The 25,714-nt window shown below is 57.1% G+C and carries 22 protein-coding genes; 17 read left to right on the forward strand and 5 right to left on the reverse strand.

From position 1 onward, the window contains the following. The first annotated feature begins 2 nt into the window (after positions 1-2). The 3 genes from VRY85_RS01220 to VRY85_RS01230 all read left to right on the forward strand — a co-directional run bounded on the left by VRY85_RS01220 (position 3) and on the right by VRY85_RS01230 (position 2,695). Positions 3-206, forward strand: a complete 204-nt coding sequence (locus VRY85_RS01220) for a SlyX family protein (protein WP_414596770.1) — start codon at positions 3-5, stop codon at positions 204-206. Positions 207-244: 38 nt separating this feature from the next. Beyond that, positions 245-1,642 (forward strand): MFS transporter, encoded by a 1,398-nt coding sequence (locus VRY85_RS01225; protein WP_414596771.1) that lies wholly within the window; start codon positions 245-247, stop codon positions 1,640-1,642. A gap of 78 nt (positions 1,643-1,720) precedes the next feature. After that, positions 1,721-2,695, forward strand: coding sequence for a LysR family transcriptional regulator (locus VRY85_RS01230; RefSeq protein WP_414596772.1), 975 nt, complete (start codon positions 1,721-1,723; stop codon positions 2,693-2,695). 42 nt (positions 2,696-2,737) lie between these two features. Here the strand turns inward: VRY85_RS01230 and VRY85_RS01235 are convergent, their stop codons facing one another. Continuing rightward, complete coding sequence (locus tag VRY85_RS01235) at positions 2,738-3,655, reverse strand: Bug family tripartite tricarboxylate transporter substrate binding protein (RefSeq protein ID WP_414596773.1); 918 nt, start codon at positions 3,653-3,655, stop codon at positions 2,738-2,740. Positions 3,656-3,852: 197 nt separating this feature from the next. On the opposite strand from VRY85_RS01235, the gene VRY85_RS01240 reads away from it, so the two are divergent. The 5 genes from VRY85_RS01240 to VRY85_RS01260 all read left to right on the forward strand — a co-directional run bounded on the left by VRY85_RS01240 (position 3,853) and on the right by VRY85_RS01260 (position 11,138). Then, a complete protein-coding gene (locus VRY85_RS01240) occupies positions 3,853-5,214 on the forward strand; it encodes a DNA recombination protein RmuC (RefSeq protein WP_414596774.1) in 1,362 nt (453 codons plus the stop codon). 28 nt (positions 5,215-5,242) lie between these two features. Next, positions 5,243-6,151, forward strand: coding sequence for a ZIP family metal transporter (locus tag VRY85_RS01245; RefSeq protein ID WP_414596775.1), 909 nt, complete (start codon positions 5,243-5,245; stop codon positions 6,149-6,151). A 201-nt stretch (positions 6,152-6,352) separates the two neighbouring features. After that, on the forward strand, positions 6,353-7,351 hold the full coding sequence (locus VRY85_RS01250) for a TAXI family TRAP transporter solute-binding subunit (RefSeq protein WP_414596776.1): 999 nt from the start codon (positions 6,353-6,355) through the stop codon (positions 7,349-7,351). Between the two features lie 205 nt (positions 7,352-7,556). Further along, entirely contained in the window at positions 7,557-10,205 is a 2,649-nt protein-coding gene (locus tag VRY85_RS01255; protein ID WP_414596777.1) for a TRAP transporter permease, read from the forward strand. After that, the gene (locus VRY85_RS01260) at positions 10,206-11,138 is read left to right on the forward strand and encodes a pseudouridine synthase (RefSeq protein WP_414596778.1); all 933 of its coding nucleotides are present in this window, start codon (positions 10,206-10,208) and stop codon (positions 11,136-11,138) included. Positions 11,139-11,169: 31 nt separating this feature from the next. On the opposite strand, the gene VRY85_RS01265 is transcribed toward VRY85_RS01260, so the two are convergent. Next, a complete protein-coding gene (locus tag VRY85_RS01265) occupies positions 11,170-12,666 on the reverse strand; it encodes an RNA polymerase factor sigma-54 (protein ID WP_414596779.1) in 1,497 nt (498 codons plus the stop codon). A gap of 339 nt (positions 12,667-13,005) precedes the next feature. Between VRY85_RS01265 and VRY85_RS01270 the strand changes: the two genes are divergently transcribed. The 3 genes from VRY85_RS01270 (at position 13,006) to VRY85_RS01280 (ending at position 15,920) form a co-directional block, all read left to right on the forward strand. Beyond that, entirely contained in the window at positions 13,006-13,365 is a 360-nt protein-coding gene (locus VRY85_RS01270) for a hypothetical protein (protein WP_414596780.1), read from the forward strand. 138 nt (positions 13,366-13,503) lie between these two features. Then, entirely contained in the window at positions 13,504-14,862 is a 1,359-nt protein-coding gene (locus tag VRY85_RS01275) for a sigma-54-dependent transcriptional regulator (protein ID WP_414596781.1), read from the forward strand. Between the two features lie 122 nt (positions 14,863-14,984). Continuing rightward, positions 14,985-15,920: a glycosyltransferase family 2 protein gene (locus VRY85_RS01280; protein WP_414596782.1), complete on the forward strand. Its 936-nt coding sequence runs from the start codon at positions 14,985-14,987 to the stop codon at positions 15,918-15,920. Here the strand turns inward: VRY85_RS01280 and VRY85_RS01285 are convergent. From VRY85_RS01285 to VRY85_RS01295, 3 genes are all read right to left on the reverse strand, one after another. Beyond that, positions 15,914-16,126, reverse strand: a complete 213-nt coding sequence (locus VRY85_RS01285) for a hypothetical protein (protein ID WP_414596783.1) — start codon at positions 16,124-16,126, stop codon at positions 15,914-15,916. The two genes, VRY85_RS01280 and VRY85_RS01285, sit on opposite strands and share 7 nt — an antisense overlap. Before the next feature lie 126 nt (positions 16,127-16,252). After that, positions 16,253-17,545, reverse strand: a complete 1,293-nt coding sequence (locus tag VRY85_RS01290) for a Glu/Leu/Phe/Val family dehydrogenase (protein WP_414596784.1) — start codon at positions 17,543-17,545, stop codon at positions 16,253-16,255. 100 nt (positions 17,546-17,645) lie between these two features. Beyond that, positions 17,646-18,323: a Crp/Fnr family transcriptional regulator gene (locus VRY85_RS01295; protein WP_414596785.1), complete on the reverse strand. Its 678-nt coding sequence runs from the start codon at positions 18,321-18,323 to the stop codon at positions 17,646-17,648. A gap of 183 nt (positions 18,324-18,506) precedes the next feature. Here VRY85_RS01295 and VRY85_RS01300 point away from each other — a divergent pair, with 183 nt between their 5' ends. The 6 genes from VRY85_RS01300 to VRY85_RS01325 all read left to right on the forward strand — a co-directional run bounded on the left by VRY85_RS01300 (position 18,507) and on the right by VRY85_RS01325 (position 25,703). Beyond that, a complete protein-coding gene (locus VRY85_RS01300) occupies positions 18,507-20,480 on the forward strand; it encodes an AMP-dependent synthetase/ligase (RefSeq protein ID WP_414596786.1) in 1,974 nt (657 codons plus the stop codon). A gap of 2 nt (positions 20,481-20,482) precedes the next feature. Next, the gene (locus tag VRY85_RS01305; protein WP_414596787.1) at positions 20,483-21,277 is read left to right on the forward strand and encodes an ABC transporter ATP-binding protein; all 795 of its coding nucleotides are present in this window, start codon (positions 20,483-20,485) and stop codon (positions 21,275-21,277) included. Between the two features lie 11 nt (positions 21,278-21,288). Beyond that, entirely contained in the window at positions 21,289-22,218 is a 930-nt protein-coding gene (locus VRY85_RS01310; RefSeq protein WP_414596788.1) for a branched-chain amino acid ABC transporter permease, read from the forward strand. Between the two features lie 26 nt (positions 22,219-22,244). Beyond that, positions 22,245-23,309, forward strand: a complete 1,065-nt coding sequence (locus tag VRY85_RS01315; protein ID WP_414596789.1) for a branched-chain amino acid ABC transporter permease — start codon at positions 22,245-22,247, stop codon at positions 23,307-23,309. 95 nt (positions 23,310-23,404) lie between these two features. Further along, positions 23,405-24,736: an ABC transporter substrate-binding protein gene (locus tag VRY85_RS01320; RefSeq protein WP_414596790.1), complete on the forward strand. Its 1,332-nt coding sequence runs from the start codon at positions 23,405-23,407 to the stop codon at positions 24,734-24,736. 133 nt (positions 24,737-24,869) lie between these two features. Next, complete coding sequence (locus VRY85_RS01325; protein ID WP_414596791.1) at positions 24,870-25,703, forward strand: ABC transporter ATP-binding protein; 834 nt, start codon at positions 24,870-24,872, stop codon at positions 25,701-25,703. The last annotated feature ends 11 nt before the right edge of the window (positions 25,704-25,714 follow it).

A 25,714-nucleotide genomic window follows, 5' to 3' on the forward strand; every position in this document is an offset into this window, starting at 1 on the left:
GAATGGAACAGCGTTTTGTAGAGATAGAACTCAAACTCGTCGGTCTGGAAGACACGGTGCAAAGCCTTAACGAGCAAATTTATGAGCAGGGCCGGCAGTTGGACGAATTGCGCGCGCTCTGCCGTATGCTGGTCAGGCGTCTGGATGACTCAGAACAGCCGGGCGGAGCGCTCGCGCCGGGGGATGAGCGGCCTCCGCATTATTGATTATTTTTTGGCGTAGTTCTTCACGAGAGAATAGGGTAATGGCCCAGAAACAAGGCGGCTGGTCGGAACTGTTGTCAGGCCGTAATGGCTTGCGCTCACTGGCGTTGGCGGGTGGTGTCGCGCTGCATGCGATCAATGTTTATATGGTTACCACCATTTTGCCGTCGGCCGTCAAGGACATCGGCGGGCTGTCTTATTACGCCTGGAACATGACTTTGTTCGTGGCTGCGTCTATTTTTGGTTCAGCCGTGACGCCCCGTTTATTGTCCAGTATGGGGCCAAGGCAGGCGCTTCTGGGGGCGATTGCCATTTTCTCGGCGGGCAGTGCGGCGTGCGCGTTGGCACCGTCCATGCCTTGGATGCTAGCGGGGCGCAGTGTGCAGGGTTTGGGCGGCGGGTTGTTACTGGGGCTGAGCTATTCCTGCGTGCGCTTACTGTTTGAAGAGCGCCTGTGGTCGCGCGCCATGGTGCTGGTTTCCAGCATGTGGGGCGTAGCCACCTTGGCCGGCCCGGCTATCGGCGGCATATTTGCCCAGACAGGCTATTGGCGTGGAGCATTCTGGGCCATGCTGCCGTTTGCGGCTGGGTTGGCGGCGTTGGTGGTGTCGCAGATTTCTGTGAAGCAGCGGGGTGGCGATCACTCGGCGCGCGCGCCGTTTGGCAAGATTGCCGTGCTGGTGCTGACCGTCTTGCTGGTTTCAGTGGGCAGTCTGTCGCCCTTCTGGCATTGGAACGTGCTTGCCATTGTGGCAGGGGTGGCGCTGACCCTTGTCGTCGCCCGTGCTGACAAACATACGCAGCGGCGCCTGCTGCCGGAAGGTTCCTACGAGCGCGGTTCGGCGCTAGCCAGCTTGTACGCCTGCATCGCCCTACTTAGCATCGGCGTATGTACAGAGATCTATATTCCCTACTTCTTGCAGACGATTCATGAGCAGTCGCCGTTGCGGGCGGGGTACTGGATGGTTTTGATGTCGGCCGGGTGGACGACAGGCTCATTCATTAGTTCAGGACGCAGAAAACCTTTGGCTGACAGCCTGATGTTCTGGGGCCCCTGGCTGTCTGCTCTGGGTCTGGCGGCACTAGGGCTGATGATGCCCCAAGGGTCTGGAGGCGGCATCGTCTGGGCCATGATTGCACCGTTGTTTCTGGTGGGGGTGGGAATCGGTTTTTGCTGGCCGAATATGCTGACCCGCATTTTCAAGGCAGCGCCAAAGGGGCAGGAAAACATCGCTTCCGCAGCCATCACAACCTTACAGCTTTATGCGATTGCGCTGGGCTCCAGCTTGGCTGGCTTGGTGGCGAACCTAGGCGGTTTGGCTGACCCAGGTGGCGAGCAGGGTGCGCGGCAGGCAGCGTACGCCTTGTTCCTGGTATTCGCGCTGGCTCCGGCTGGCGCAGGGTTGATGTCAAAAGGCGGCCGTCGGGCCAATGGTTGATATTTGTAAAAAAGGTTCCTGTTTGTCAGGGTGACGTCGTCTCTGCTATTGTTTAGCGGGCACCTTTGGGCATCTAACATGGAAATTCGTCAATTCGAGGCTTTTGCTGCAGTACATGCTTCTGGCAGTGTGACTGCCGCGGCCCGATTGTTGGACCGCTCGCAACCCGTTGTCAGCCGCCAGATTCAAGATCTTGAGCAGGAACTTGGCTTTACCCTGTTCACCCGGACCCGGCCACAAGTCACATTGACCGAACAGGGCCGGCAATTCCTCGAAGAAGTGCGCAATGTGCTGACCGGTTTGCAGCAGTTGGAAGAGCGTTCGCAGGAAATCGCGGCAGGGCGCGTACGCCCTCTACGCATAGCCACGTCCTTATCTCTGAGCAACAGCCTGGTGCCCACTGTGCTGGCGGACATGTTCGAGCAGGACCCTACCTTCCAGCACAAGCTCTACATGGATGTCATGCCGTCGAGCCATATCGTCCCTGCTTTGCTCAGTGGCGACAGCGATGTGGCCTTTACCAGCCTGCCTCTCGAACTGGAACGCTGTCAGCTGCATTGGTGTGCACAAGCTCCGTGCCAGGTCGCATTGCCTGCCACGCATCCGTTGGCAGAGCTGCCGTCCATCAGTGCGGCGCAGTTGGTAAATGACACGCTGATCACCCTGTCGAATGCATCGCGCATGCGCCATCGCATGTCTACGGCTTTGCTACACCCGGATCGTTCGCGTCAGCAGCGTCGGGTGACCACCAGTTCCACCATGAGCGCCGTTATGATGGTCCGTGCGGGGATGGGGGTTGCCCTGGTGGACCCCTGCCTGGCTTTGCATATTCAGCCTGAAGGGGTTGTTTACAAGGCATTGGATGCGTACGTACCTTATACCTTTGGCGCAGTGACTCATCGCGGGCGGCCGCTGTCTGACGAAGCGCTGCGCATTATCAGTGCCGTGCGCGACTACGCATTCAAACATATCCCGCATATCGCTGAAGCCGACGTCTCGGGTGTGCCGGCACTACCCTATCCCCAAGACCTGATTGTCAGCACCGAGGAATAGGTTGCAGCGGCTTGGCCTTCGGCTTGCCAAGCCTGCAACGGTTTAGCGTGGCTGCAGGTGGGCTTCGCCAATAGCCTTGTTCCACCTTTTGGTTTCCGAAGCCAGGAAATGCTCCAGTTCTTCAGGTGAGCCGCCCAACGGGGTGGCGCCCGCCTCAAGCAGCCGTTCACGCAGTTCAGCCGACTCAAGCACCGTATTCAGGGCCGCATTGTATTGATCGATGACTTCCCGGGGCGTGCCGCTGGGCGCCAGCAATGCATACCATTTGGTTGCCAGTAAGTCGGGGTAGCCCGCTTCAGCCATGCTGGGGACGTCAGGCAAGGCGGGGCTTCGTTCTTTTGACATGACAGCCAGCGGGCGGATTTTTTCTGTGCGCACGTAATTGAGTACGCCGGACACCACCTGGAACATGGCCTCGATATCGCCACTGACCAGATTGTTGGTAGCGGGTTCCGCCGCACTATAAGGAACATGCACCATATTGGTTCCGGTTGCGCTCATATAGGCTTCGCCAGCCAAATGAAGCGCACTCCCGTTACCCGATGAGCCAAAATGCACCATGCCCGGGTATTTGTCGATATATTCGGTCAGTTCTTCTACGGAATAGACAGGCAGCTCGTTGTTGACAACCAGTATGTGCGGGATTTCGGCAACCAAGCCGACGGGAGTAAAGGCTTCCAGAAGTTCGAAGTGTGAAGAGCGTTGCAAGCCGGGTTCAATCACCAGGGTGTCTACGGTGGCGAACAAGAGTGTATGGCCTTCCGTGCTGGCTTCCAACGCGGAGAACATGCCGGGGAAGCTGGTACTGCTCGTGACATTTTGCAGCACGACCCGGTTGCCCAGTTGTGCCGAAAGTGCTTCAGTAACCGTGCGGGCGATAATATTGCCCACGCCCGTGCCTGCCTGAGTGGGCACAATAATTTGTATGCTGCGATCGGGGTCGGTTAGCCGCGGTGCCATGGAGGCGACCGTCGACGATGTCAGGAAGAGGAGCAGCCCGAGCGCGCCGGATGCCAATCGCCGCATATCCATGCCAATACGTGTCGTTTACAGTAGGAATGTATCATGCTTGCCAGAGAGGTTCGGGGTAAGGGCTGATGGTGCATTTTGCCAGGCCATCGCTCGCCATGCCAGAATTTCAGATTCTTGGAGATAAGATGCAAGCCCTGTTGCAATTTCCCGCCATTTATTATGTGACGGCAGTCATGGTTCTTAGCTGTCTGGCTATTGTGCTGGCGGCCAAGCTGCGAAGCGCGGGCCGTAGCTTGCGTGCGCTTGAATACGATGCACAAACCTGGCAGCAGGCTGAATCTGCCGCACAGGAAGAAGCAGAAAACCACAGACGACGCTGCGAATCTCTACAAGCGGAAAATCACGCAATGCAATTGGAACTCGCTCGCTTAGAAGCCGCGCGGGGTGAGCGGGAACGTGCGTTTCAGCTGATGAAAGAAGAGCTGAACGATTCCCGTGAACGGCTCAAAACGGAGTTTCAGAATCTGGCCTCCCAGGTTTTGCAAGAAAGAGAACGCCATTTCCACTCATCCAGTCAGGATGCGATGGGAGTCCTGTTACAACCGTTTCGCGAACAACTGCAAGCCTTTCAGCAACGCGTGAATCAGGTGCACGATGAATCCTTGCGCGGCAATGTTTCTCTGGCGACCGAAGTGCGGCGGCTTTCTGAAGTGGGTATGCAAATGAGTCGCGAAGCGGAAACTCTGGCCATGGCGCTGAAAGGGGACAAAAAGCTCATGGGCAGTTGGGGGGAAGTGCAACTTGAGCGCAGCTTGCAGCTGGCGGGTCTGGAGCGTGACGTGCATTACGAGGCGCAGGCGCGTTTCAAGGATGTTCACGGAGATGTTCGCCTGCCGGATTTTCTCCTTAAGTTGCCCGACGGCAAACATGTGGTGCTCGACAGCAAAGTGTCGCTGGTTGATTACGACCGGGCCCTATCCGCTACGACCGATGCCCAGCGCAGCGCTGCTCTGGATGCGCATGCGCGGGCGGTTCGCAACCACATTGACGACTTAGCGCGCAAGGATTACAGCGCGCTGCCCGGCATAGGTAGCCCCAATTTTGTGTTGATGTTCATGCCGGTGGAAGCTGCCTATATCGAGGCCCTGCGGCATGAGCGTGATTTGTTTGATTACGGCTGCCGGCAGAACGTGATTCTGGTTTCACACACGACCCTGATGCCGGTGCTGAAGACCGTATCCAACCTCTGGATGCTGGCTCGCAGTAATGCCCAGGCACAGGCTTTGGCAGATCGGGCGGGAGAACTTTACAACCAGGTCGCCATGGTGGCGGAACGACTCAAGAAACTGGGTGATTCCTTGGACACGGTCAGCCGCCATTACAATCACACCGTTACGGCAGTGGCAGGGCAACAGGGACTGTACGGCAAAGTCAGCCGATTTCGGGACGTATCGTTGCGGGCCAACCGCAAGATGCCGGATTTACAACCGCTGGCAGCTGATATCGATAGCGAGAAGCTCGCTCTCATCACAGATAGCTTAGAATAAATTTTCCCAACCATTCGGGAGCCGCCTAGTGTCCACTTTATCGAGCCGCGAACCCTCTCACTCGCTTTCACATCCTCAATTTTCCAGGTGGCTGGTCCTGGCGATTGCGGTGGGTGTATCGCTTGTGCTGGGCGGTGGGGTTTATGCCGCCATACAAGGGGATATGCCGGCGTTGCTGGGGGCGATTCTTGGTGGCAGCGCAGCGGCGCTGGCCACGGCGGCAGGTACGCTGCCAGTACTTTTTTCCTGGCAGCCTCCGCAGCGGGTACACGATGCAATGTTGGGTTTTGGTGCGGGCGTCATGCTGGCGGCTTGCGCGTTCTCCCTTATTATTCCGGGCCTTGATGCCGCAACACAATTAGGCGCGGGTAAATGGGGCGCCAGCGGAGTCGTCGGGCTGGGCATTCTGGTTGGCGCGGCGGTGCTTTTGCTGGTTGATCGTCTGCTGCCGCACGAGCATTTCATCAAAGGCGTGGAAGGGAGTCGTTCACGGCTGATCAAGCGAGTCTGGCTCTTCGTGATTGCCATCGCTTTGCATAATGTGCCGGAAGGGCTGGCGATTGGCGTGTCCTTCGCAGGAAGCGATGTCCATGCGGCGCAGGCTCTGGCTATCGGCATTTCTCTGCAGGACATTCCCGAAGGGCTGGTGGTGGCGCTGGCCATGCGCTCAGTGGGCTATGGGCGGGCGGTGTCCGTGGGCGTGGCGGTGTTTTCAGGGTTGGTGGAACCTTTAATGGCCATGCTGGGCGTGCTGGTGGTGGGCGTGTCCGCCGTGCTGCTGCCCTGGGGGCTGGCCGCCGCTGCTGGCGCGATGTTGTTCGTGATCAGTCACGAAATTATTCCAGAGTCGCACCGACAAGGTCACGAATCGTGGGCAACCGGCGGTCTGATGATAGGTTTTGTCCTGATGATGTTGCTGGATACGGCGCTGGGTTGATCCGTTCCATTGCTGTAGTGGCTGAAAAACCTGGGGAAAACGCTGTTTCTACGGGCAAACCCCAAGAAAAAAGCAGCTCGCGAAGGGCCTGCAAGCTGTAGGATATTTGGGTTCATTACAGTGAGCGCAAATCCATTGATGCGGTTACCCACCGTCAGTGAAGCTCTGGAAATAAAACGGGTTAAGCCTAAGGAGTCAGGTATGCAGAAGAAGTTCAAGTCTCATTTCGGCAATCGGTTCGCCGTGAGTGCTGGTGTAGCAACGTTATTTGCTGCGATGATGGCACCTGTGCCGGCTGCTGCGCAGCAGAGCTTCGTGAGCATTGGCACGGGTGGTGTTACGGGCGTTTACTACGCTGCCGGTGGCGCCATCTGCCGCCTCGTCAACAAAGATCGCAAAGATCACGGCATTCGCTGTTCGGTCGAATCCACAGGCGGCTCGGTATTCAATGTCAACACCATCAAGGCGGGCGAACTCGACCTGGGCGTCGTCCAGTCCGACGTCGGCTTCAATGCCTATAACGGCGAAGGCCAGTTCAAGGACGCCGGCAAGTTCGATAAGCTCCGTTCAGTGTTCTCTTTGCACCCAGAACCCTTCACTGTGGTGACCCGCAAGGAAGCCAATATCAAGAGCTTCGACGATCTCGGTGGCAAGCGTTTCAACGTTGGCAACCCCGGTTCGGGCACCCGCGCTTCCATGGAACAATTGCTTTCGGCTCAAGGTCGCGACATGAGTTTCTTCTCGCTGGCCTCGGAATTGCGCCCTGACGAACACGGCAGCGCATTGTGCGACGGCAAGATCGACGGCTTCTTCTATGGTGTCGGCCACCCCTCTGCCAATATCCAGGACCCTACCACCAGCTGTGGCGCACAACTGGTTTCGCTCACGGGCCCGGTAGTCGACAAACTGGTTGAAACCTACCCCTATTACGCCAAGGTCACCATTCCGGCAGGGCTGTATCCCAACAACCCGCAAGAAACCGAGTCCTATGGTGTGCTGGCGACATTCGTCACCTCCGCCGATGTACCCGAAGACACCGTATATACAGTTGTGAAGGCTGTGTTCGAGAATTTCGACGACTTCAAGAGGCTGCATCCGGCGTTCGGCATTCTTGAAAAAGAAGATATGGTCAAGAATGGCTTGTCCGCCCCGCTGCATCCGGGCGCTGAAAAATACTTCAAGGAACAAGGTCTGCTCTAACGAGGGCTTTCCGGTTTCTTAGATACGCTGGCATGCCACAAGACACAGTCGGTGGCATGCCGTTTTTGTTCAGCCCTTGTCATATTCAAGTGGCTTGAGCCGGTACCAAAAGTGCCGCTTTTTGTTTTATCCGATGTATCACCCTCGTCGTTGATGAACCTCCTGTCGAGGGCACATTGGTTCGCTTCTCTCTTGGGGAATACGCATGACCTCGAATTCGGAGCTGTCGCAAGAACAGCTGGCAGCAAATGCTGAGCTTGAACAGTTGGTCGCCGACGTCGATCGTGGAGGCCGAACGGTAGGTGGGTTTACCGGCAGTGTCTTGTTTATAGGCGCGCTGCTGTGGTCCCTGTTTCAGCTCTGGTATGCGTCGCCGCTGCCCTTCACGCTGAATTTCGGCATATTCAACGATACCGAAGCCCGTTCGCTGCATGTGGGCATCGCGGTATTCCTGGGCTATCTTGCCTATCCGTTCAGCAAGCGTTCGCCCCGCGACACCATGCCGCCGCAGGACTGGGTATTGGCTCTGGTCGGCGGGTTCTGCGCGTCATACATCTATATTTTCTACGCTGAATTGGCGATGCGTCCCGGCATCCCTACCACCATGGATGTCGTGTGTGCGGCGGTGGGCCTGATTCTGTTACTCGAAGTCACGCGCCGCGCGCTGGGCGCGCCCATGGCCATATTGGGCACAGTGTTTGTTGCTTATGTCTTCCTGGGCCCCTGGCTGCCGGAAGCCCTGGCTCACCGTGGAGCTTCCATCGAGCGCCTGGTGTCACACATGTGGCTGACGACCGAAGGGGTCTATGGTGTGGCGGTCGGCGTTTCAGTGTCGTACATTTTTATTTTCGTGCTGCTGGGCTCGCTGCTGGATCGCTGCGGAGCAGGCAATTACATGATGCAGGTGTCGTTTGCCCTGCTAGGCCATTTGCGTGGCGGCCCGGCCAAGGTGGCGGTGGTGAGTTCCGCTGTGAACGGCATTGTCTCGGCGTCGTCCGTCGCCAACGTCGTCACGGGTGGTATCTTTACCATCCCCCTTATGAAGAAAGCGGGTTATGGCGGGGTGCGAGCCGGAGCCATTGAAACCGCTTCATCGGTGAACGGGCAGATCATGCCGCCGGTGATGGGGGCGGCAGCCTTCCTGATGATCGAATACGTTGGTATTCCCTATACCGACATCATCCGCCATGCGCTGTTGCCGGCCACAATCTCTTACGTGGCTCTGTTCTACATCGTGCACTTGGAAGCCCTCAAGCTGGGGATCAACCCCATGATGTCCGCGGGCGAGCCAAAAACACCCCTGCAAAAAATCGCGGGTTGGGGCATGGCGATCGCAGGCACACTGGTCGTGATGGGCCTGGTGTATTGGGTAGGCATGGGTGTTCGCTCCGTGGCGGGTAATGCCGCAACTCCAATACTGTTGGTTCTGTTGCTGGTGCTTTATGTGTGGCTATTGCGTATTTCAGCGCGTCACCCAGATCTGCCTACCGATATCAACGTCACCAATCCGGTACGCCCGGAAGCCTGGCCCACCGTACGGTCTGGCCTGTACTACTTGATTCCCATCGGTATTCTGGTGTGGTGTCTGGCGGTCGATCAACTCTCGGCAGGGCTGTCGGCTTTCTGGGCTGTGATGGCTATGCTGTTCCAGATGGTCACCCAGCGCCCACTCATTGCCTTCTTCAGAAAAGAATCCATCATTCAGCCCCTGATGCAGGGCTTTTATGAGGCCGTGGTTGGTCTGCAGGAAGGCGCGCGCAACATGGTGGGTATCGCCATTGCTTGCGGTACTGCGGGTTTGATTGTTGGAGCCATTACGCTGACAGGCCTGGGCCTGCGCATGACAGCCTTTGTGGAACTGGTATCCATGGGCAATGTGTTGGTGATGCTGTTCTTCACCGCAGCGGTTTGTCTGGTTCTTGGCCTGGGCATGCCTACCACGGCCAACTATATTCTGATGGCCACTCTTATGGCCCCGGTTGTAGTTGAGTTGGGCGCGCAAAGCGGCATGGTCATCCCACTCATTGCCGTGCACTTGTTTGTGTTCTATTACGGCATCATGGCCGACATTACGCCGCCGGTGGGGCTGGCAACTTTTGCTGCAGCGGCGATTTCAGGAGAGAGCCCGCTGGCGACGGGGGTGCAAGGCGTAACCTATGCTATGCGCACGGCTGTTTTGCCCTTTATGTTCATCTTCAACCCCATGTTGCTGCTGATTGATGTCTCAGGCTGGGTTGAACTCGTACTAGTGGTGGTCGGTGCGACATTCGCTTCCTTGACGTTCGCAGCGGCCACCATGGCCTGGTTCCGTAGCAAATGCACGTGGCTGGAAATAGCCCTGTTGCTGTTGGTGACATTTGCGCTGTTCCGGCCGGACTGGTTCATGAACCATCTGGCGCCCAAGTATGAAGCGCGACCTGCAACCGAAATCTACAGCATCGCGGCCAACTTACCTGAGAACGGGCGGTTTGTAGCGGTGCTTTCGGGCATGAATATCGAAGGGGATGAACTTCGTAAGACGGTTGCGGTTGCAATTGCCGACACCCCTGAAAATACAGAAGCCACCGGTGATGATCTCGGCCGGCAGCGTTTGTCCGATTCGGGCCTGACATTCATGGCAATGGGTGACTTTGTACAGATATCCGCTGTGCGCTTTGGCAGTTCGGCTCGCCGTGCTGGTTGGGAACAAGGGTGGGATGTCGAAGAAATCCTCGTGCCGAATACCAACCGGCCTTCCGAGTTCTGGGTTTATATTCCGGCGTTGACTTTGCTGATCTTGATCTGGACGTTGCAAGGGCGCCGCATGCGTAGGAGCGGTACAGGGGTTGCGCCCAGCACTGCGGCAACCACTTAAATGCCGCTGCCTGAACGTGACGGCATACCACCCAGCCGGGTGTATTTGCCGGAAGGGCCTTGGGAGCGCTTGCTGGATTTTCTCAGCGAGCGTTTCCCACGCATGCCGCAGGCGCTTTTGCTAAGCCGCCTGGAGGCGGGCGACATTGTCGACGAATACGGCGTGGCGCAACGTGCCGATACACCTTACCAAGCGCGACGCTGGCTCTGGTACTACCGCGAAGTGCCCGACGAAGTGCCGGTGCCTTTCGAGCTACCCGTGCTGTATCGAGATGCACGGCTGGTGGTAGTGGACAAGCCGCATTTCATGGCAACCACGCCTTCCGGCCGTTATCTGCGTCACACCGCTTTGGTGCGCCTGCGAAACGAACTGGGCTTGTCTACGTTGTCTCCGATTCACAGGTTGGATCGCGAAACCGCGGGAGTCCTCGTGTTTTGTGTTGATCCCGCTTATCGGGGCCGTTATCAGGCATTGTTTCAAGCGCGTGAGGTAGGCAAAGAGTACGAGGCCGTGGCCAGGCCCCCAGCGGGTTTCGAGTTTCCCTTGGTCTATCGCAGCCGCATGGAAGAAATGCTCGGACGCTTCCTCATGCACGAGGTGGCGGGCCCGGCGAACAGCGAAACCCGTATCGAATTGCTTAGCTGGTTGGGCGATAACGGGTTGGCGCATCTGCGACTCGAGCCGTTGACAGGGCGTAAGCACCAGTTACGTGTCCACTTGAACGCGTTGGGTATGCCCATAGTGAACGATAGTTTCTACCCGCCCGCGCCTTATGATGAGAACAACGAGACACGGGCAGAAGAAAGTTTCCAGCGACCTTTGCAGCTGCTGGCGCGTGCCATCGAGTTCCGTGATCCTGTCGATGGGCGCACGCGCCGTTTTGAAAGCGTGCGCACGCTGTCTTGCGTTGAGTCCGGCGTGCCGGAGTGCTGAGGCAACACAACGCAGCGTCGCGCATTCATTGCTAGGCTGCTGCCGGGCGGCGGCGCTGTTCCGCGGGGGGGAACTTAATTTGCGCACGATACTTCGACACTGTGCGGCGGGCAACCTGAACGCCTTCTTGCGCTAGGCGTTGAGCCAGCATAACGTCGGAAAGCGGCTCGGCCGGGTCTTCGTTTTCAATCATTTCCTGGATCAGTGCACGTACCGCTACGGCTGAGCAAGTGCCGCCCGAATGGGTGGCTAGCTCTCTCGAGAAAAAATACTTGAATTCAAAAATTCCCTGGGGAGAGGCCAGATATTTGTTGCTGGTAGCGCGTGAAACCGTAGATTCATGCATGCCCAGCTCTTCGGCGATTTCGCTCAGCATCATGGGGCGCAAGGCGACGTCGCCATAATCGAAAAAGGTTTGCTGGCGCGCTACAATGGCTTGCGCAACCCGCGTAATGGTGTGGCTGCGTTGCTCCAGGCTGCGCATCAACCAACGCGCTTCCTGCAGGGCCTGCGCCATCAGCGGCCGCTCATCATAACGGCTCTGGCGAAACAGCTGCGCATATACCGTGTTGATCCTGGCGCGCGGTATGGCGCTGTCATTGGCGGTGGCCACCCATAAGTGCCCGACTTTTCTCACATAGACATCGGGTATGACATAGCACGATGGGTCTACGCTGCTGAAGCGCGCGCCGGGGCGTGGCTCCAAGCTGCGGATCAGATCGCATGCCTGATGGATTTCAGACTCTTCCGCCTTCAGGCTGCGAGCCAATCCGGAATAATCACACCGCCCCAGGCGCTCAAGGGCATTTTCCACAATCCGCAGTGCCAGTTGTCGCCCCTCCGTTTGCTCCGGCAAAGCCGTCAGCTGAAGGCTCAGACATTCCTGGAGGTTGCGTGCACCGATGCCGGCGGTGCCCAGATGCTGTATCAACTGTAATGCGGTTTCCCATTCGCTGATTGAAGGCATGGGTTCTAGCTGGCCCGGCTTAATCAGCTCGTCGAAAGGCGTGCGCAAATAGCCGTCGCTGTCGAGTGCTTCAATAATGACTTCCGTCAGGCACAGATCGCGTTCACTGAGCGGATAGCTGAACAGGTCTTTACGCAAGGAATCTTGCAAGGACGTTTCGCTGCGGGCCCATTGCCCAATATCGGTTTCGGGCTGATCCGGGTGGCGGGTGGTGGGATAGTCGCCGGAGTATCCGCTACTGAATTCTGCGCTGGCATCGTAATCAGCCTGTACAACCTGGTCAAAATCTGCGCTGTCTGCGGTCGATGGCGAAGCCGGAATCTCGCTTAGCAGTGCATCAGGCTGCTGCGCTTGCTCTGCAAGATGGCGGGGCGTGTCGGCAACCCTTTCTTCAGTGGACAGCCCTTCTTCGTCGTCGAGAAAAGGGTTGTTAGCAATGGCTTCGGCCACTTCCCGGCTGAAATCCAGCGTAGACATCTGCAGAAGCTTTACAGACTGTTGAAGTCGGGGCGTCAGCGTGGTTTGCTGTTTGGCCCTCATTTCATGAATTAGTTGCACCACAACATCTCCTTCTGAGGGGTTCGTCGACAAAAAGGATTGACGCAATGACCATGCCAGTTCCGTGTAACCGGACCTGGGAAATGTTTCGGCATGTGTGAACCTAGACGGGCTGCTGCGCTGCGGCGCTTTTTCTGGATTTGTCAGCCTTGCCCTGTAAGGGGTTCTGCTTGTTTCCAGAGGAATGGCAGTGCGCACCGCGTGATAAGTTTTGCTCCGACTTTGTAAGATCTACAGTGCGGTTAGGCGGTGGCGGCACAGAGCTTGCTCAATCAGGAAGATGAAAGGCCGGCGTAGGCATAACGATGATGTCGGCAATGGGCAAGCTTAAGGAGAGCAGTCATGCGGCAGACCGACAGGGAAGAAAAACGCAATCAGGACAAAGGCATTGGTGCGGGAACGGCGCAAGTGAAAGATGCGCAGCGGGACGTTACCGAAGGTGTCCAGCACATGCCTCGCCATTGGCAGGCGAGTGGCGGGCGCGGGGAGACGGCGGATCAGACGCCTCCCGATCCCGATACACGTGAAGTGGCGCGTGGAAATCAATATGGCCGCGCAGGGCGGATTGCTAGTCGGCAAGTACGTGAAGAGCTGACTGAGCATGGCCAGCAGCCCCCACCTCAAAGGCGCGATAACGAGCAATTACCCAAGCGTCCGGGTGAGCGGGAGAGTGACCACCCCACCCCGGATAAACCGCGCTGAGGAAGGAAGTGGCGGCATATCCTCGCTGCTGATTTAATTGGTATATCGTTGCAAATGAGACGCTTTCTTACCTAGAAAATGGGTGGAAACCCTGTAACATGAATCAGGCAGTGGCTTTTCAAACCCTTTGAGGTAACTATGCCGCATCTACTGATTACCGACGATGAGCAGGCCACCCGTGAGCTTATTGCCGAAATTGCAGTTGAGGAAGGGTACACCGTGGCTCAGGCCGGAGACATCCGCCAAGCCCGTATCCAGATTGAACGGCATAAGCCAGACGTGCTATTGCTCGACATGACGTTGCCTGACGGCAATGGTATTGAGTTATGGAAACGCCTGGCATTGGATGATTGCCAAGTGGTGTTTATCACAGGGCATTCCAGCGCAGACAGTGCGATTGAGGCGCTACGTTGCGGGGCGGTGGATTATCTGACCAAGCCCATTAGCCTGCGCCGTTTGAAAACGATTCTTGCCGATCTGAAAACCGCCGCGCCTGCTGCGAAGAGGCCGGCGGCGGAGCCCGGTAAGGATGCTTTCTCCCGCATCGTGGGCTCGTCTCCAGCGATACAGCTTTTTTGCGCTTACGTAGAAAAAGTGGCGCCGACTCAGGCGACGGTATTGCTTGTTGGGGAGAGCGGCACCGGGAAAGAATTGGCAGCCGAAGCCATTCACCTGTCTAGTACACGGCGTGACCAGCCTTTCATGGCCGTGAACTGCGGAGCCATCTCTCCCAATCTGATTGAAAGCGAACTCTTTGGCCACGAAAAAGGCAGTTTCACAGGCGCTGACCGGCAGCACAAAGGGTATTTTGAGAAAGCGCACGGCGGCACCTTGTTTCTGGACGAAATTACCGAAATGTCCATGGAGATGCAGGTCAGGCTGTTGCGGGTGCTGGAAACCGGCCGATTCATGCGAGTGGGTGCCCACGAAGAGATCGTCACCGATGTGCGAGTCGTGGCCGCCACTAATCGCAACCCCGAACAGGCTGTTGCCAAGGGCACGCTGCGCGAAGATCTTTACCACCGTCTGAGTGTCTTTCCGCTCGTTCTTCCGCCACTGCGCGAGCGTGAGAATGACATTCTCTTGATCGCCGATCATTTCCTCCAAGCGTTGAACAAGGAGTACGGAACAACCAAGCGCTTTGCTGAGGAAGCAAGGCAGGCCATGGTCAGTTATGCATGGCCGGGCAATGTGCGAGAACTGCGTAATTACGTGTATCGCAGTTATATCCTTGCCGATGACGTCATTGAAGGGAATTTCAATTCTTTCTCTCTTGAATCCCATTCTACGGGCTGGGGGTCGGAAATCACGGTGCCTGTGGGGGTGCCATTGGCCGACGCCAACCGCCAACTTATATTAGCGACGCTTAAACAGTGTGGCGGAGTAAAAAAAGCGGCGGCGGAAATGCTGGGCATCAGCCTCAAGACACTCTATAACCGGCTTGAAGAGTACGACGCCCATACGGATGTGGATGAGTCTTCGTCCAGCGTAAGATAGTCGACGCTCCCTCCCCGGACGGTGAAGGGCCCAATGGGCTGAGCCGCCGGGGGGCAGCAGTAGGGCGCGGCACGGAATATGCTGGTTATTAGCAGGTCAATTCGTCATTCCAATACAAGCCCATGAAAACTATAGAACGAGGTACGGTTGTGGTGCTCACTCACAACCGTAAAGGGCGCTTACAGCAGACGCTGAGCGCTTTAATGCGCGCGACTGAGCGTTGGTCGATTATTGTGGTGGATAACGGGTCTACGGATGGTACTGCCAAGTTAGTGGCGCAAGAATTTCCCTCTGTCATGCTGATTCGATGCCGGAGAAACTTAGGCGCAGCCGCGCGTAATATTGCTGTCGCCTATGCTCATACGCCTTATGTGGCATTCTGTGATGAAGACACGTTTTGGTTGCCTGGCGCGTTGCAGCGGGCGGCACGGATCTTGGACGAACACCCTAATATAGGCGGAGCCAGTGGCTGCATTGTAGAAGCCGGGGCGGGTCGTGTTGATCCAGTGTGCCTGGAAATGGCAAGTAGCCCGCTTGACCGCGAAGATCTACCCGGCCCTCAAGTATTAGGCTTAAAGGCAGGCGCCTGCATTGTCCGTACTCGCGCGTTCTACGAAGCGGGTGGCTTCTGGCCCCCGTTTTTCATTGGTGGCGAAGAAGCCTTGCTCGCTCTGGATATGGCTGATCGAGGATGGCGCTTGGTCTATCTTGAGGATGTGCTTGCGCAGCGCGTGGTTTCCTTAGCCGATGGGGCGGCAAGCCAGCAACGCCGTGAGTGGCGAAATGCAATATGGGTCGCATGGATGCGCCTGCCATTCAGGTTCGCTTGGAAAGTTACATTGGAGCAACTGCGTTCCGCCGCTCGTGATCGACAGCTGCGCTCTGTGTTGATGCTGGTGATGGCAGGGTTTGCACGCGTGCTGAAAAAGCGCCGGGTCGTTTCACCTCGGGTGGCTGCAATGTGGAAGCATGTGTACGTGGATCGGAGCGCGATGTCTGCCGAAGGGGAAACAGCCGCGCAAATGCAGCAGCGGTCGTTACATGGCCTGAATCAGTGAATAGGTGGGGGCGGCGACTGTGGATCGGGTTCGGGTGCACCATTCGGCGGCGTGTCCCCAGGCTCGCGCACCTCTTCTGGGTTTTCGAGCGGAGGTAAATCGATTTCTTTGCCGGGCTCTTCACCGGGAGGGGTGAAGGGGGGCTCAGGGGTATAGCCAGGTGGTTCGGGGACGTGTAAGCGCAAACTAAGAGAACCTGAATACATGCCGTGCTCCTTACATTAATCGCCCGCCCTTGAGCGGGAAGTCGTTACCCGCAGCAAGAGTCGTGCCGGCGCTAACCCTTGGAACGGCTGCGCCAGCGAAATGTCAGGAGTCGGATCAGACAAGCATCAGGGATACAAACCCCGGACTTCGCGAGCTTGCAGGATACGCGAGCAGGCAGCGATAAAGGCGGCCGTACGCAGCGACACCTTATGCTGTGCCGCCACCCCTGCTACCGACGCATAAGCCCGATGCATCATGCGCTCCAGGCGCTCGTTGATTTCATCTTCGGTCCAGAAAAAGCTGGAAAAATCCTGGACCCATTCAAAATAGCTGACAGTCACGCCGCCCGCGTTAGCGAGAACGTCTGGGACGATAAGCGTACCTTTACTGGTGAGGATATCGTCTGCTTCAGGCGTGGTCGGGCCATTGGCGCCTTCAATAATGATACGTGCGCGAATTTGATCGGCGTTTTTGACGTTGATCTGGCCTTCGAGCGCGGCAGGGATGAGGATGTCAGTTTCCAGCCCCCAGAATTCGTCAGCTTTCAGCGGCTCAGATTCAGGGGCGCCCGCAACGCCGCCGGTTTCCTCCACGTGCTTGAGGAGGCGCAGGACGTCCAGGCCATTGGCGTTATGAATGGTGCCCGTGTGGTCTTGGACGGCAATAACTTTGGCTCCGGCTTCGTAGAACAGGCGGGCTGCAGTGCCACCGACGTTACCAAAACCTTGGACACAGACGCGTGCGCCTTCGATGTCCAGGCCATTGTCGCGGGCGGCGGCGCAGCCGACTACGTAAACACCACGCCCTGTGGCTTCGACACGGCCCAGGCTGCCGCCCAGCGAGATCGGCTTGCCTGTGACAACACCGGTGGCTGTGGTGCCGTTGTTCATGGAATAAGTGTCCATCATCCAGGCCATGGTCTGAGCGTTGGTGTTGACGTCAGGGGCGGGAATATCTTTATGCGGCCCGATGATGATGCCGATTTCGCTGGTGTAGCGGCGGGTGATGCGTTCAAGTTCCGCAGTGGAATAATTGCGCGGGTCGATACGGATGCCGCCTTTGGCGCCGCCAAAAGGAAGGTCGACCGCTGCTGCCTTGACAGACATCCAAGCGGCCAGCGCCATCACTTCCGACAGTGTGACATCTTGGTGATACCGCACCCCACCCTTACCCGGGCCCCGCGATACGTTGTGCTGCACGCGATAGCCTTCGAAGTGGGCAATGGTGCCGTCGTCGAGTTCGACAGGAACATCCACAACCAATACGCGTTTTGGACGCTTGAGCGTCTCCACCCATTTTGCCAGGTGACCCAAATAGGGAGTGACTCTTTCTACCTGCTCTAGATAAATACCCCAGGGCCCGACATCGTCGGGGTTCAGGTATGAGGGAAGTGCGTGTGTGGTGTGTTGTTGTGACATGTTCCGGTCTCGCCGAGTTTTCTTTTGAGGCTTTTTTATCCGCCCATCATGGGAGGGTTAACCCCCCAAGCTTACTACGTCCCTCTATGCGAGTCAGGCCTTATTGACCGTATTCTGCGAGCCCATCCGTATCGAGGATATGGATGGCGCCGTATTCCACACTAATAAGCTTGTTCTCTTCCAGATTACGAAGCGCCTGATTAGCGCGTTGCCGGGAAATTCTTGCCAGATAGCCAATTTCTTCTTGGGTGATATCCAGGCGTTTGGTGGCTGCGCGTGTGAGCAAAGTGGGATTGACGAGTTCTAGTAGGCAGCGTGCTACCCGGGCTTCGGGGTCAAGCAGGCGATCTGATTCCGCCCTGCCGATGAATTGCCCGGCGCGTTCATTGAGCTGGTCGAGTAGGTAGCGGTTAAAAGGGCGGCTGCGATCGAGCAGCCAGTTGAAGGTGGCTTCCGGCATGCGCAGGATGGTCGTGGCGCGTAGAGCGACAACGTCATACTTGCGTTTTTCGTGTTTAAGCAGCGAACCTTCTCCGAACCAGCTCCCGGCGGGCATGCCTGTCAGAGATGCCAGTTTGCCGTCGGGGTTGCCCACAGAGACTCTTGCCAGGCCCTGCTGTACGCCGAGCCAAGAGGTGGCGAGTTCTCCTTTGCGCTCAATCATGGCGCCCGGCGCGTAGTGGGTACTGTGCAAGTCGCGCAATACCCGCTGTTGCTCTTCGGGCTCCAGCACAGGAAACCAAGCGGTAGTAGTCAGAAGGGACTGCTCAAGACTCATGAGGAATTACCCCTAGGGTGTAATCGAATGTCGCAACAGCGACAGTTATACCTGATCTGAAGCGATACCTTATACGCATCGGACATGTACGGCATGGGCCAATTCATACAAATAGTAACGTGTCCGGCCAAATACAAAACGCTTCGCTAATGACGAAGCAAGGCTTAGGCTGAAGGAGACAAGGTGGCACATCAAACACCGACCCCATCGTCGGGTTTGCCGACGACTTTTCCTGCGTGGGTGGAATACCATGCGCAGCATCGCGGGCAACGGCCTGCCATGCGTGAGAAAGATCTTGGCATTTGGCAGACTATTACCTGGAGCCAGGTGGCGCAGCAAGCCGTTGAGCTGGCCAACGGGCTGGCGGCCCTGGGCGTGCGTAAAGGCGCGCACGTCGCCATAGTGGGTGAGAACCGGCCCCGCCTCTATCTCGCAATGATAGCAGCCCAGTATCTGGGTGCGATACCCGTGCCTCTCTACCAAGATGCCATTGCGGCTGAAATGCTGTACGTGCTGCAGGATGCCGAAATCCAGGTGGCCGTGGTGGAAGACCAGGAACAGGTCGACAAAATGCTTGAGGCTCAGGCAGACTGCCCGGAGTTGCGTCATATTGTGTATGACGACCCGCGCGGCCTGCGCAACTATACCGATGAAGGCCTGCTCAGCTTCGAGGCGCTGGTCGAAGAAGGACGCAAGTTCCAGTCCGCCCATCCCGATCACGTTGCCCAGGCGACGGCTAACGTAGGGCCCGATGAGGCGGCCGCCATGTTTTATACCTCGGGCACAACGGGTAAGCCCAAGGGGGTGGTGCTCACGCATCATGCGCTGATCGATCGCGCCCTCGCCATTCAGCAGCTCGAAGGCCTGACGGAAAACGAAGACGTTCTAGCCTACCTGCCGCCCGCATGGATAGGCCAGAACATGTTTTCGTATACACAGTTTCTGGTAACGGGCTTTACCGTCAACCACCCTGAGTCCCCCGAGACGGTGTCAATCGACATGCATGACATCGGCCCGACTTATTACTTCGCACCGCCGCGTGTGCTTGAGGGCTTGCTCACTCAGGTGATGATACGCATGGAAGACGCCAGCGCGCTCAAGCGTAAGCTCTACCATGCTTGTATGAACCTCGCCAAGCGTGTCGGCACCCACATTCTCGATAAAGACGGCACCGTGGGCGTTTGGGATCGCTTTCTGTACCGCATCGGCGATATCCTCATCTACGGCCCCTTGCGTAATGCTCTGGGCATGAGCCGTGTACGGGTTGCCTATACCGCCGGCGAAGCCATCGGCCCTGATCTCTTCGAGTTCTATCGTTCCATCGGCATCAATCTCAAGCAGCTGTATGGCTCAACCGAGACCTCGGTGTTCGTGTGCGTGCAAACCGACGGTCATGTGCGGGCCGATACGGTGGGGCCGCCTGTGGCCGGGGTTGAGATTCGTGTGGCCGAGAACGGCGAAATCCAGGTCAAAAGCCCGGGGCTGTTCAAGGAGTATTACAAAAATCATGATGCCACGGTTGAATCCTTCACCCCTGACGGCTGGTATCACACGGGCGATGCGGGTTATCTGGATACCGATGGTCAGCTCAAAATCATTGACCGTGCCAAAGACGTCGGCAAGCTTGCTGATGGCAGCCTGTTCGCACCCAAGTACATCGAGAACAAGCTCAAGTTCTTCCCCTTCATCAAAGAAGCGGTTGCGTTTGGTGACGGCCGCGATGAAGTGTGCGCCTTTATCAATATTGACCTGGAAGCAGTGGGCAACTGGGCGGAGCGGCGTGGCCTGCCCTACGCGGGCTATACCGATCTGGCTGGCAAGCAGGAAGTTCTGGAGCTCATTCGCGACTGCGTTGAACAAGTCAATGCCGATCTGGCCCAAGACCCCAAGCTGTGCGCGTCGCAGGTAGCTCGCTTCCTCGTGCTGCACAAGGAACTTGACCCCGACGACGACGAACTGACCCGCACTCGCAAAGTGCGGCGCGGTTTCATCGCTCAAAAATACGGCGTGTTGGTTGATGCGCTCTTTGAAGGGCGCGAGAGCCAGTTCATCGAAACTGAAGTCAAGTTCGAGGATGGCCGTACCGGTCGAATTTCCGCTGACCTGCGCATAATCGGCGCCAAGGTCTTTCCCAGCAACACACAGAAGGCGGCTTAACCATGATTCCAAGTCGTGAGCAGCGAATCGGGGACGTCATTCTCGATCTACAGAATATCTCGCTGTCTTTTGGCGGGGTGAAAGCCCTGACCGATATTTCCTTCAACGTACGCGAGCACGAGCTTCGCGCCATCATCGGGCCTAACGGCGCGGGCAAAAGTTCGATGCTTAACGTGATTAACGGTGTCTATACGCCGCAGGAAGGCTCCATCACTCTCAAGGGGGAGCAATACACCCGGATGAATCCGCGTCGCGCTGCCGAAGCCGGCATTGCCCGCACGTTCCAGAACCTGGCCTTGTTTAAGGGCATGAGCGTGCTGGACAACATCATGACAGGCCGCAACCTGCGCATGAAAAGCGGTGTGCTGGCTCAGGCATTCCGCCTGGGCTCGGCTGAACGCGAGGAAATCCGTCATCGCGAATATGTTGAAAACATCATTGATTTTCTAGAGATTCAGGCCTATCGGAAAGTGCCTGTGGGGCGTCTGCCGTATGGTCTGCAAAAGCGTGTCGACCTTGGGCGCGCCCTGGCCATGGAGCCTCGCATTCTGCTTCTGGACGAGCCCATGGCCGGCATGAACATCGAAGAAAAGCAGGACATGAGCCGCTTTATTCTCGATGTGAACGATGAGTACGGCACCACCATTGTGCTGATCGAGCACGATATGGGAGTGGTTATGGACATCTCCGACCGGGTCGTGGTGCTGGACTACGGCAAGAAAATCGGTGACGGCACACCTGATGAGGTGCGCAACAACCCTGAAGTGATACGCGCCTATCTTGGCGCCGGCGAGTAAGGACGACGGACATGGGTTTTTTTCTGGAAACAGTATTCGGCGGCCTGATGTCGGGCATGCTCTACGCACTGGTCGCGTTGGGTTTTGTGCTCATTTTCAAAGCGTCAGGGGTCTTCAACTTTGCGCAGGGCGCCATGGTGCTGGTCGCAGCCTTGGCCATGGCGCGCTTCTCTGAATGGATTCCGATCTGGCTTGGCATCGAAAGCAAGCTGTTGGGCAATGTTCTGGCCTTCATCGTTTGCGCAGTCTTTATGTGGCTCATAGCCGTACTGATTGAACGCTATGTGTTGCGATACCTGGTGAATCAGGAAGGCACGACTTTGCTCATGGCCACGATTGGTATCAGCTACTTCCTGGATGGCATTGGTCAGACCTTGTTTGGCAGTAGCGTGTATTCCATTGATGTCGGCATGCCCAAAGACCCGCTCTTCCTCTTCGAAAGCACTTTCGAAGGTGGCGTGCTGGTCAGCATGGAAGACCTCACCGCAGCGGTGGTCGCAGCTGTGCTGGTTGCTGCCCTGGCCTTCTTCTTTCAGTACACCTCTGTGGGGCGTGCCCTCAGGGCGGTGGCGGATGATCACCAGGCCGCGCAATCCATCGGCATCCCGCTTAACCGCATCTGGGTGGTGGTCTGGACGGTCGCCGGCCTGGTGGCGCTGGTTGCAGGCATTGTGTGGGGTTCGAAATATGGCGTGCAGTTCACCCTGTCTACTGCAGCGTTGCGGGCACTTCCTGTGGTCATCCTGGGCGGGCTCACATCCGTGCCTGGCGCCATCATCGGTGGGTTGATCATCGGTGTGGGCGAAAAGCTGTCCGAAGTGTATTTGGGGCCATTCGTTGGCGGGGGGATTGAAATCTGGTTCGCCTATGTGCTGGCACTGGTGTTTCTTCTGTTCCGTCCCCAGGGCTTGTTCGGTGAAAAAATCATCGACCGGGTGTAAAGAGTCATTCTTGGTAGGTAGATACTATGTATTATCGTGAGAACGGTCAGTTCAAGAGTTCATACAGGGCTGACCAGCAGATCTTTCCCATCCGCCAAGATCGCGCCTTCATCATTGGCTTGCTGTTGGTGGCATTTCTGGTGATTCCGTTCGCGGCATCGAACTATTTCCTTCAGGCCATCCTGATTCCCTTTCTGATTCTTTCTTTAGGGGCGATCGGGCTGAATATCCTGGTGGGTTATTGCGGTCAGATTTCCATCGGGTCCGGCGCTTTCATGGCAGTCGGGGCCTATGCCGCATGGAACTTCGGTGTACGTATTCCCGAACTCCCGTTGCTGTTTCAAATTTTGTTAGGCGGGGTGTTTGCCACATTGGTCGGCGTGGTGTTCGGTATTCCCAGTTTGCGTATTCGTGGGCTGTACCTGGCGGTGACAACACTGGCTGCGCAGTTCTTTGTTGATTGGGCTTTCCTGCGTATCCCGTATTTCACCAACTACTCGTCGTCAGGCAACGTCTCGGTGCCGGCTCTCGAATTTTTCGGTTTGCCTGTCCAGACGCCCGCTCAACGCTATGTGTTTGTGCTGTGTTTCGTCGTGGTGTTTGCATTGCTGGCCAAAAACCTAGTGCGCGGCGCTATCGGCCGGCAGTGGATGGCCATACGCGATATGGACGTCGCGGCGGCAGTGATCGGTATCCGGCCCGTTTACGCCAAGCTCACAGCTTTCGCGGTCAGCTCGTTCATTATTGGCGTAGCCGGCGCTTTGTGGGCCTATGTGCACCTGGGTTCCTGGGAGCCACTGGCCTTTGACCTCAATCGTTCCCTGCAGTTGCTGTTCATCGTCATTATTGGCGGCTTGGGTTCCATTGTTGGCAGCTTCTTCGGCGCAGCGTTCATGGTGCTGTTGCCGGTCTTGCTGACTAACATCCCGACTATGCTGGGCTTGCCTCTGGCAGTGGATACAGCGTCTCATATTGAACACATGGTGTTCGGTGCGCTGATCGTTTTCTTCCTCATCGTCGAGCCGCATGGCTTGGCACGACTGTGGAGCATAGGCAAGGAAAAAATGCGTATTTGGCCTTTCCCGCACTAATTCAGGCGTGGGTAGGCAATTTATCGGCAAAACGGCGCCGACTCTTTCGTCGGCATGCCACATAAACGGTGCATAGACACCAGGAGGACTCGGAGATGAAAAACACAATCAAATTCGCCGCTGCGATGGCTGCCGTCACGGCTGCCATGGTGGGGACGGCAGGCCCGGCTTTCGCCGCAGAAGAACAGTTCGTGCCACTACTGACTTATCGCACGGGTTCGTTTGCACCGCTGGGCATTCCATGGGCCGATGGCAAGCAGGATTACCTCAAGCTCGTTAATGAGCGTGATGGCGGGGTGAACGGTGTCAAAATCGTTTACGAAGAATGTGAAACCGCATACGCCACCGACCGCGGTGTGGAATGTTATGAGCGCATGAAGGCAACGCGTGGCGGCGCCTCGGGCTTTGATACGCAATCGACCGGCATTACTTTTGCTCTGTCGGACCGCGCCATTGTCGATGGCATTCCCATCGAAACCGTGGGTTATGGGCTGTCTCAGTCTGCCGATGGCACGGTGTTCAAGTGGAACTTCCCGCTGCTGGGTAACTACTGGACAGCCGCCGACGTCATGATTCAGGATATCGCCAAGAAGGAAGGGGGCGAAGACAAGCTCAAGGGTAAGAAAATTGCCCTGGTCTATCACGACTCTCCCTATGGTAAGGAGCCCATCCCCCTGCTCGAGGCCCGTGCCAAGGCTAACGGCTTTGACTTGCAGCTTTATCCTGTGACAGCTCCCGGTGTGGAACAAAAATCCACCTGGCTGCAGATCCGTCAGCGCCGCCCGGACTACGTTCTGCTGTGGAGCGCCGGCATCATGACGCCGACCGCCATCCGCGAAGCACAGGCCGTAGGCTATCCACGTGAAAAAATGTATGCCATCTGGTGGGCCGCTTCGGAAACCGACGTTCAAGACCTCGGCGCTATCGCTAAGGGCTACAACGGCATCACGATTCACAACAGTGCCGACGAAGGCCGCGTACACGAAGACCTCAAGAAATATGTGTACGACAAGGGTCAGGGCACCAGCCCGGGCGCAGCCACTGTTGGCTCCATCGCCCACACACGCGGCATGATTATTTCCATGCTGCAGGTCGAGGCCATCCGCGCTGCCCAAGAGAAGTTCGGCAAAGGCAAGCACATGACGCCTGAGCAAGTGCGCTGGGGTTTCGAGAACCTCAACCTCACCGCTGAGCGTCTTGAGGAACTCGGCTTCTCCAACATCCTGCGTCCGGTGCGTACCTCGTGCGAAGACCACATGGGCGACGACTGGGCACGCATCATTCAGTGGGATGGTTCCAAGTTCGAAATCGTTTCCGACTGGTATCAGTCCAACCGCGATTTCGTTGACCCGCTGGTGAAGGAATACGGCGCTCGCCATGCCGCCGAGAAGAAGATCGAACCGCGCGATTGCTCGAAGGAAAGTTAATCGTCACGGGGCAGGCCCTGGCGCGCACTCAGGCACACGCCCGGGTGCGTGCCAGGCAAAACAGCGCGGCATGCCGACCGCTAGGTGGATAAGCGTCGGGCTCGCTGGCCCGGCATAGATAGGTGCACAATCAATGAATACCAATGTCGAGACGCGGCAAGACGCCAATATATTGCTGAACGTCAATGGGATAGAGGTGATCTACAACCATGTGATCCTCGTTCTCAAAGGGGTGTCGCTGGTCGTTCCGGAGGGCCGCATCGTGGCTTTACTGGGCGCTAATGGGGCGGGTAAGACGACGACCTTGCGGGCGGTGTCAAACCTGCTCAAAGCAGAGCGCGGCGATGTCACCAAGGGCTCCATCGATTATCGGGGCGAGCGCATCGACCGCCTGACTCCGGCAGATCTCGTCAAGCGTGGCGTCGTGCAGGTCATGGAAGGGCGGCATTGTTTCGCTCACCTCACGGTTGAGGAAAACCTGCTGACTGGTGCATACACACGTAACCTGGGGCGGGCTGAGACACAGGCGGCTCTGGAGCGGGTGTATGAGTATTTCCCGCGGCTTAAGCAGCGGCGGAGCAGCCAGGCGGGCTATACCTCGGGCGGTGAGCAGCAAATGACAGCTATTGGCCGTGCGCTCATGGCTAATCCCAACATGATTTTGCTGGATGAACCCTCTATGGGGTTGGCTCCGCAGATTGTGGAAGAAATTTTTGAAATTGTTCGCGACCTCAACCAGCGCGAGAAAGTCAGCTTCCTGCTTGCCGAACAAAATACCAATATCGCGCTTCGCTACGCGGATTACGGCTACATCCTTGAAAATGGTCGCGTCATGATGGATGGCGAAGCCCGGGAGCTGGCTGAGAACGAGGACGTCAAGGAATTTTATCTGGGCGTATCCAGTGGTCAGCGCAAGAGCTTCCGCGACACCAAGTTCTACAGACGACGCAAGCGCTGGCTCGCATAGAGGGTTCAATC

Source organism: Achromobacter sp. F4_2707, assembly GCF_047501535.1.
Lineage (GTDB): Bacteria > Pseudomonadota > Gammaproteobacteria > Burkholderiales > Burkholderiaceae_B > Yanghanlia.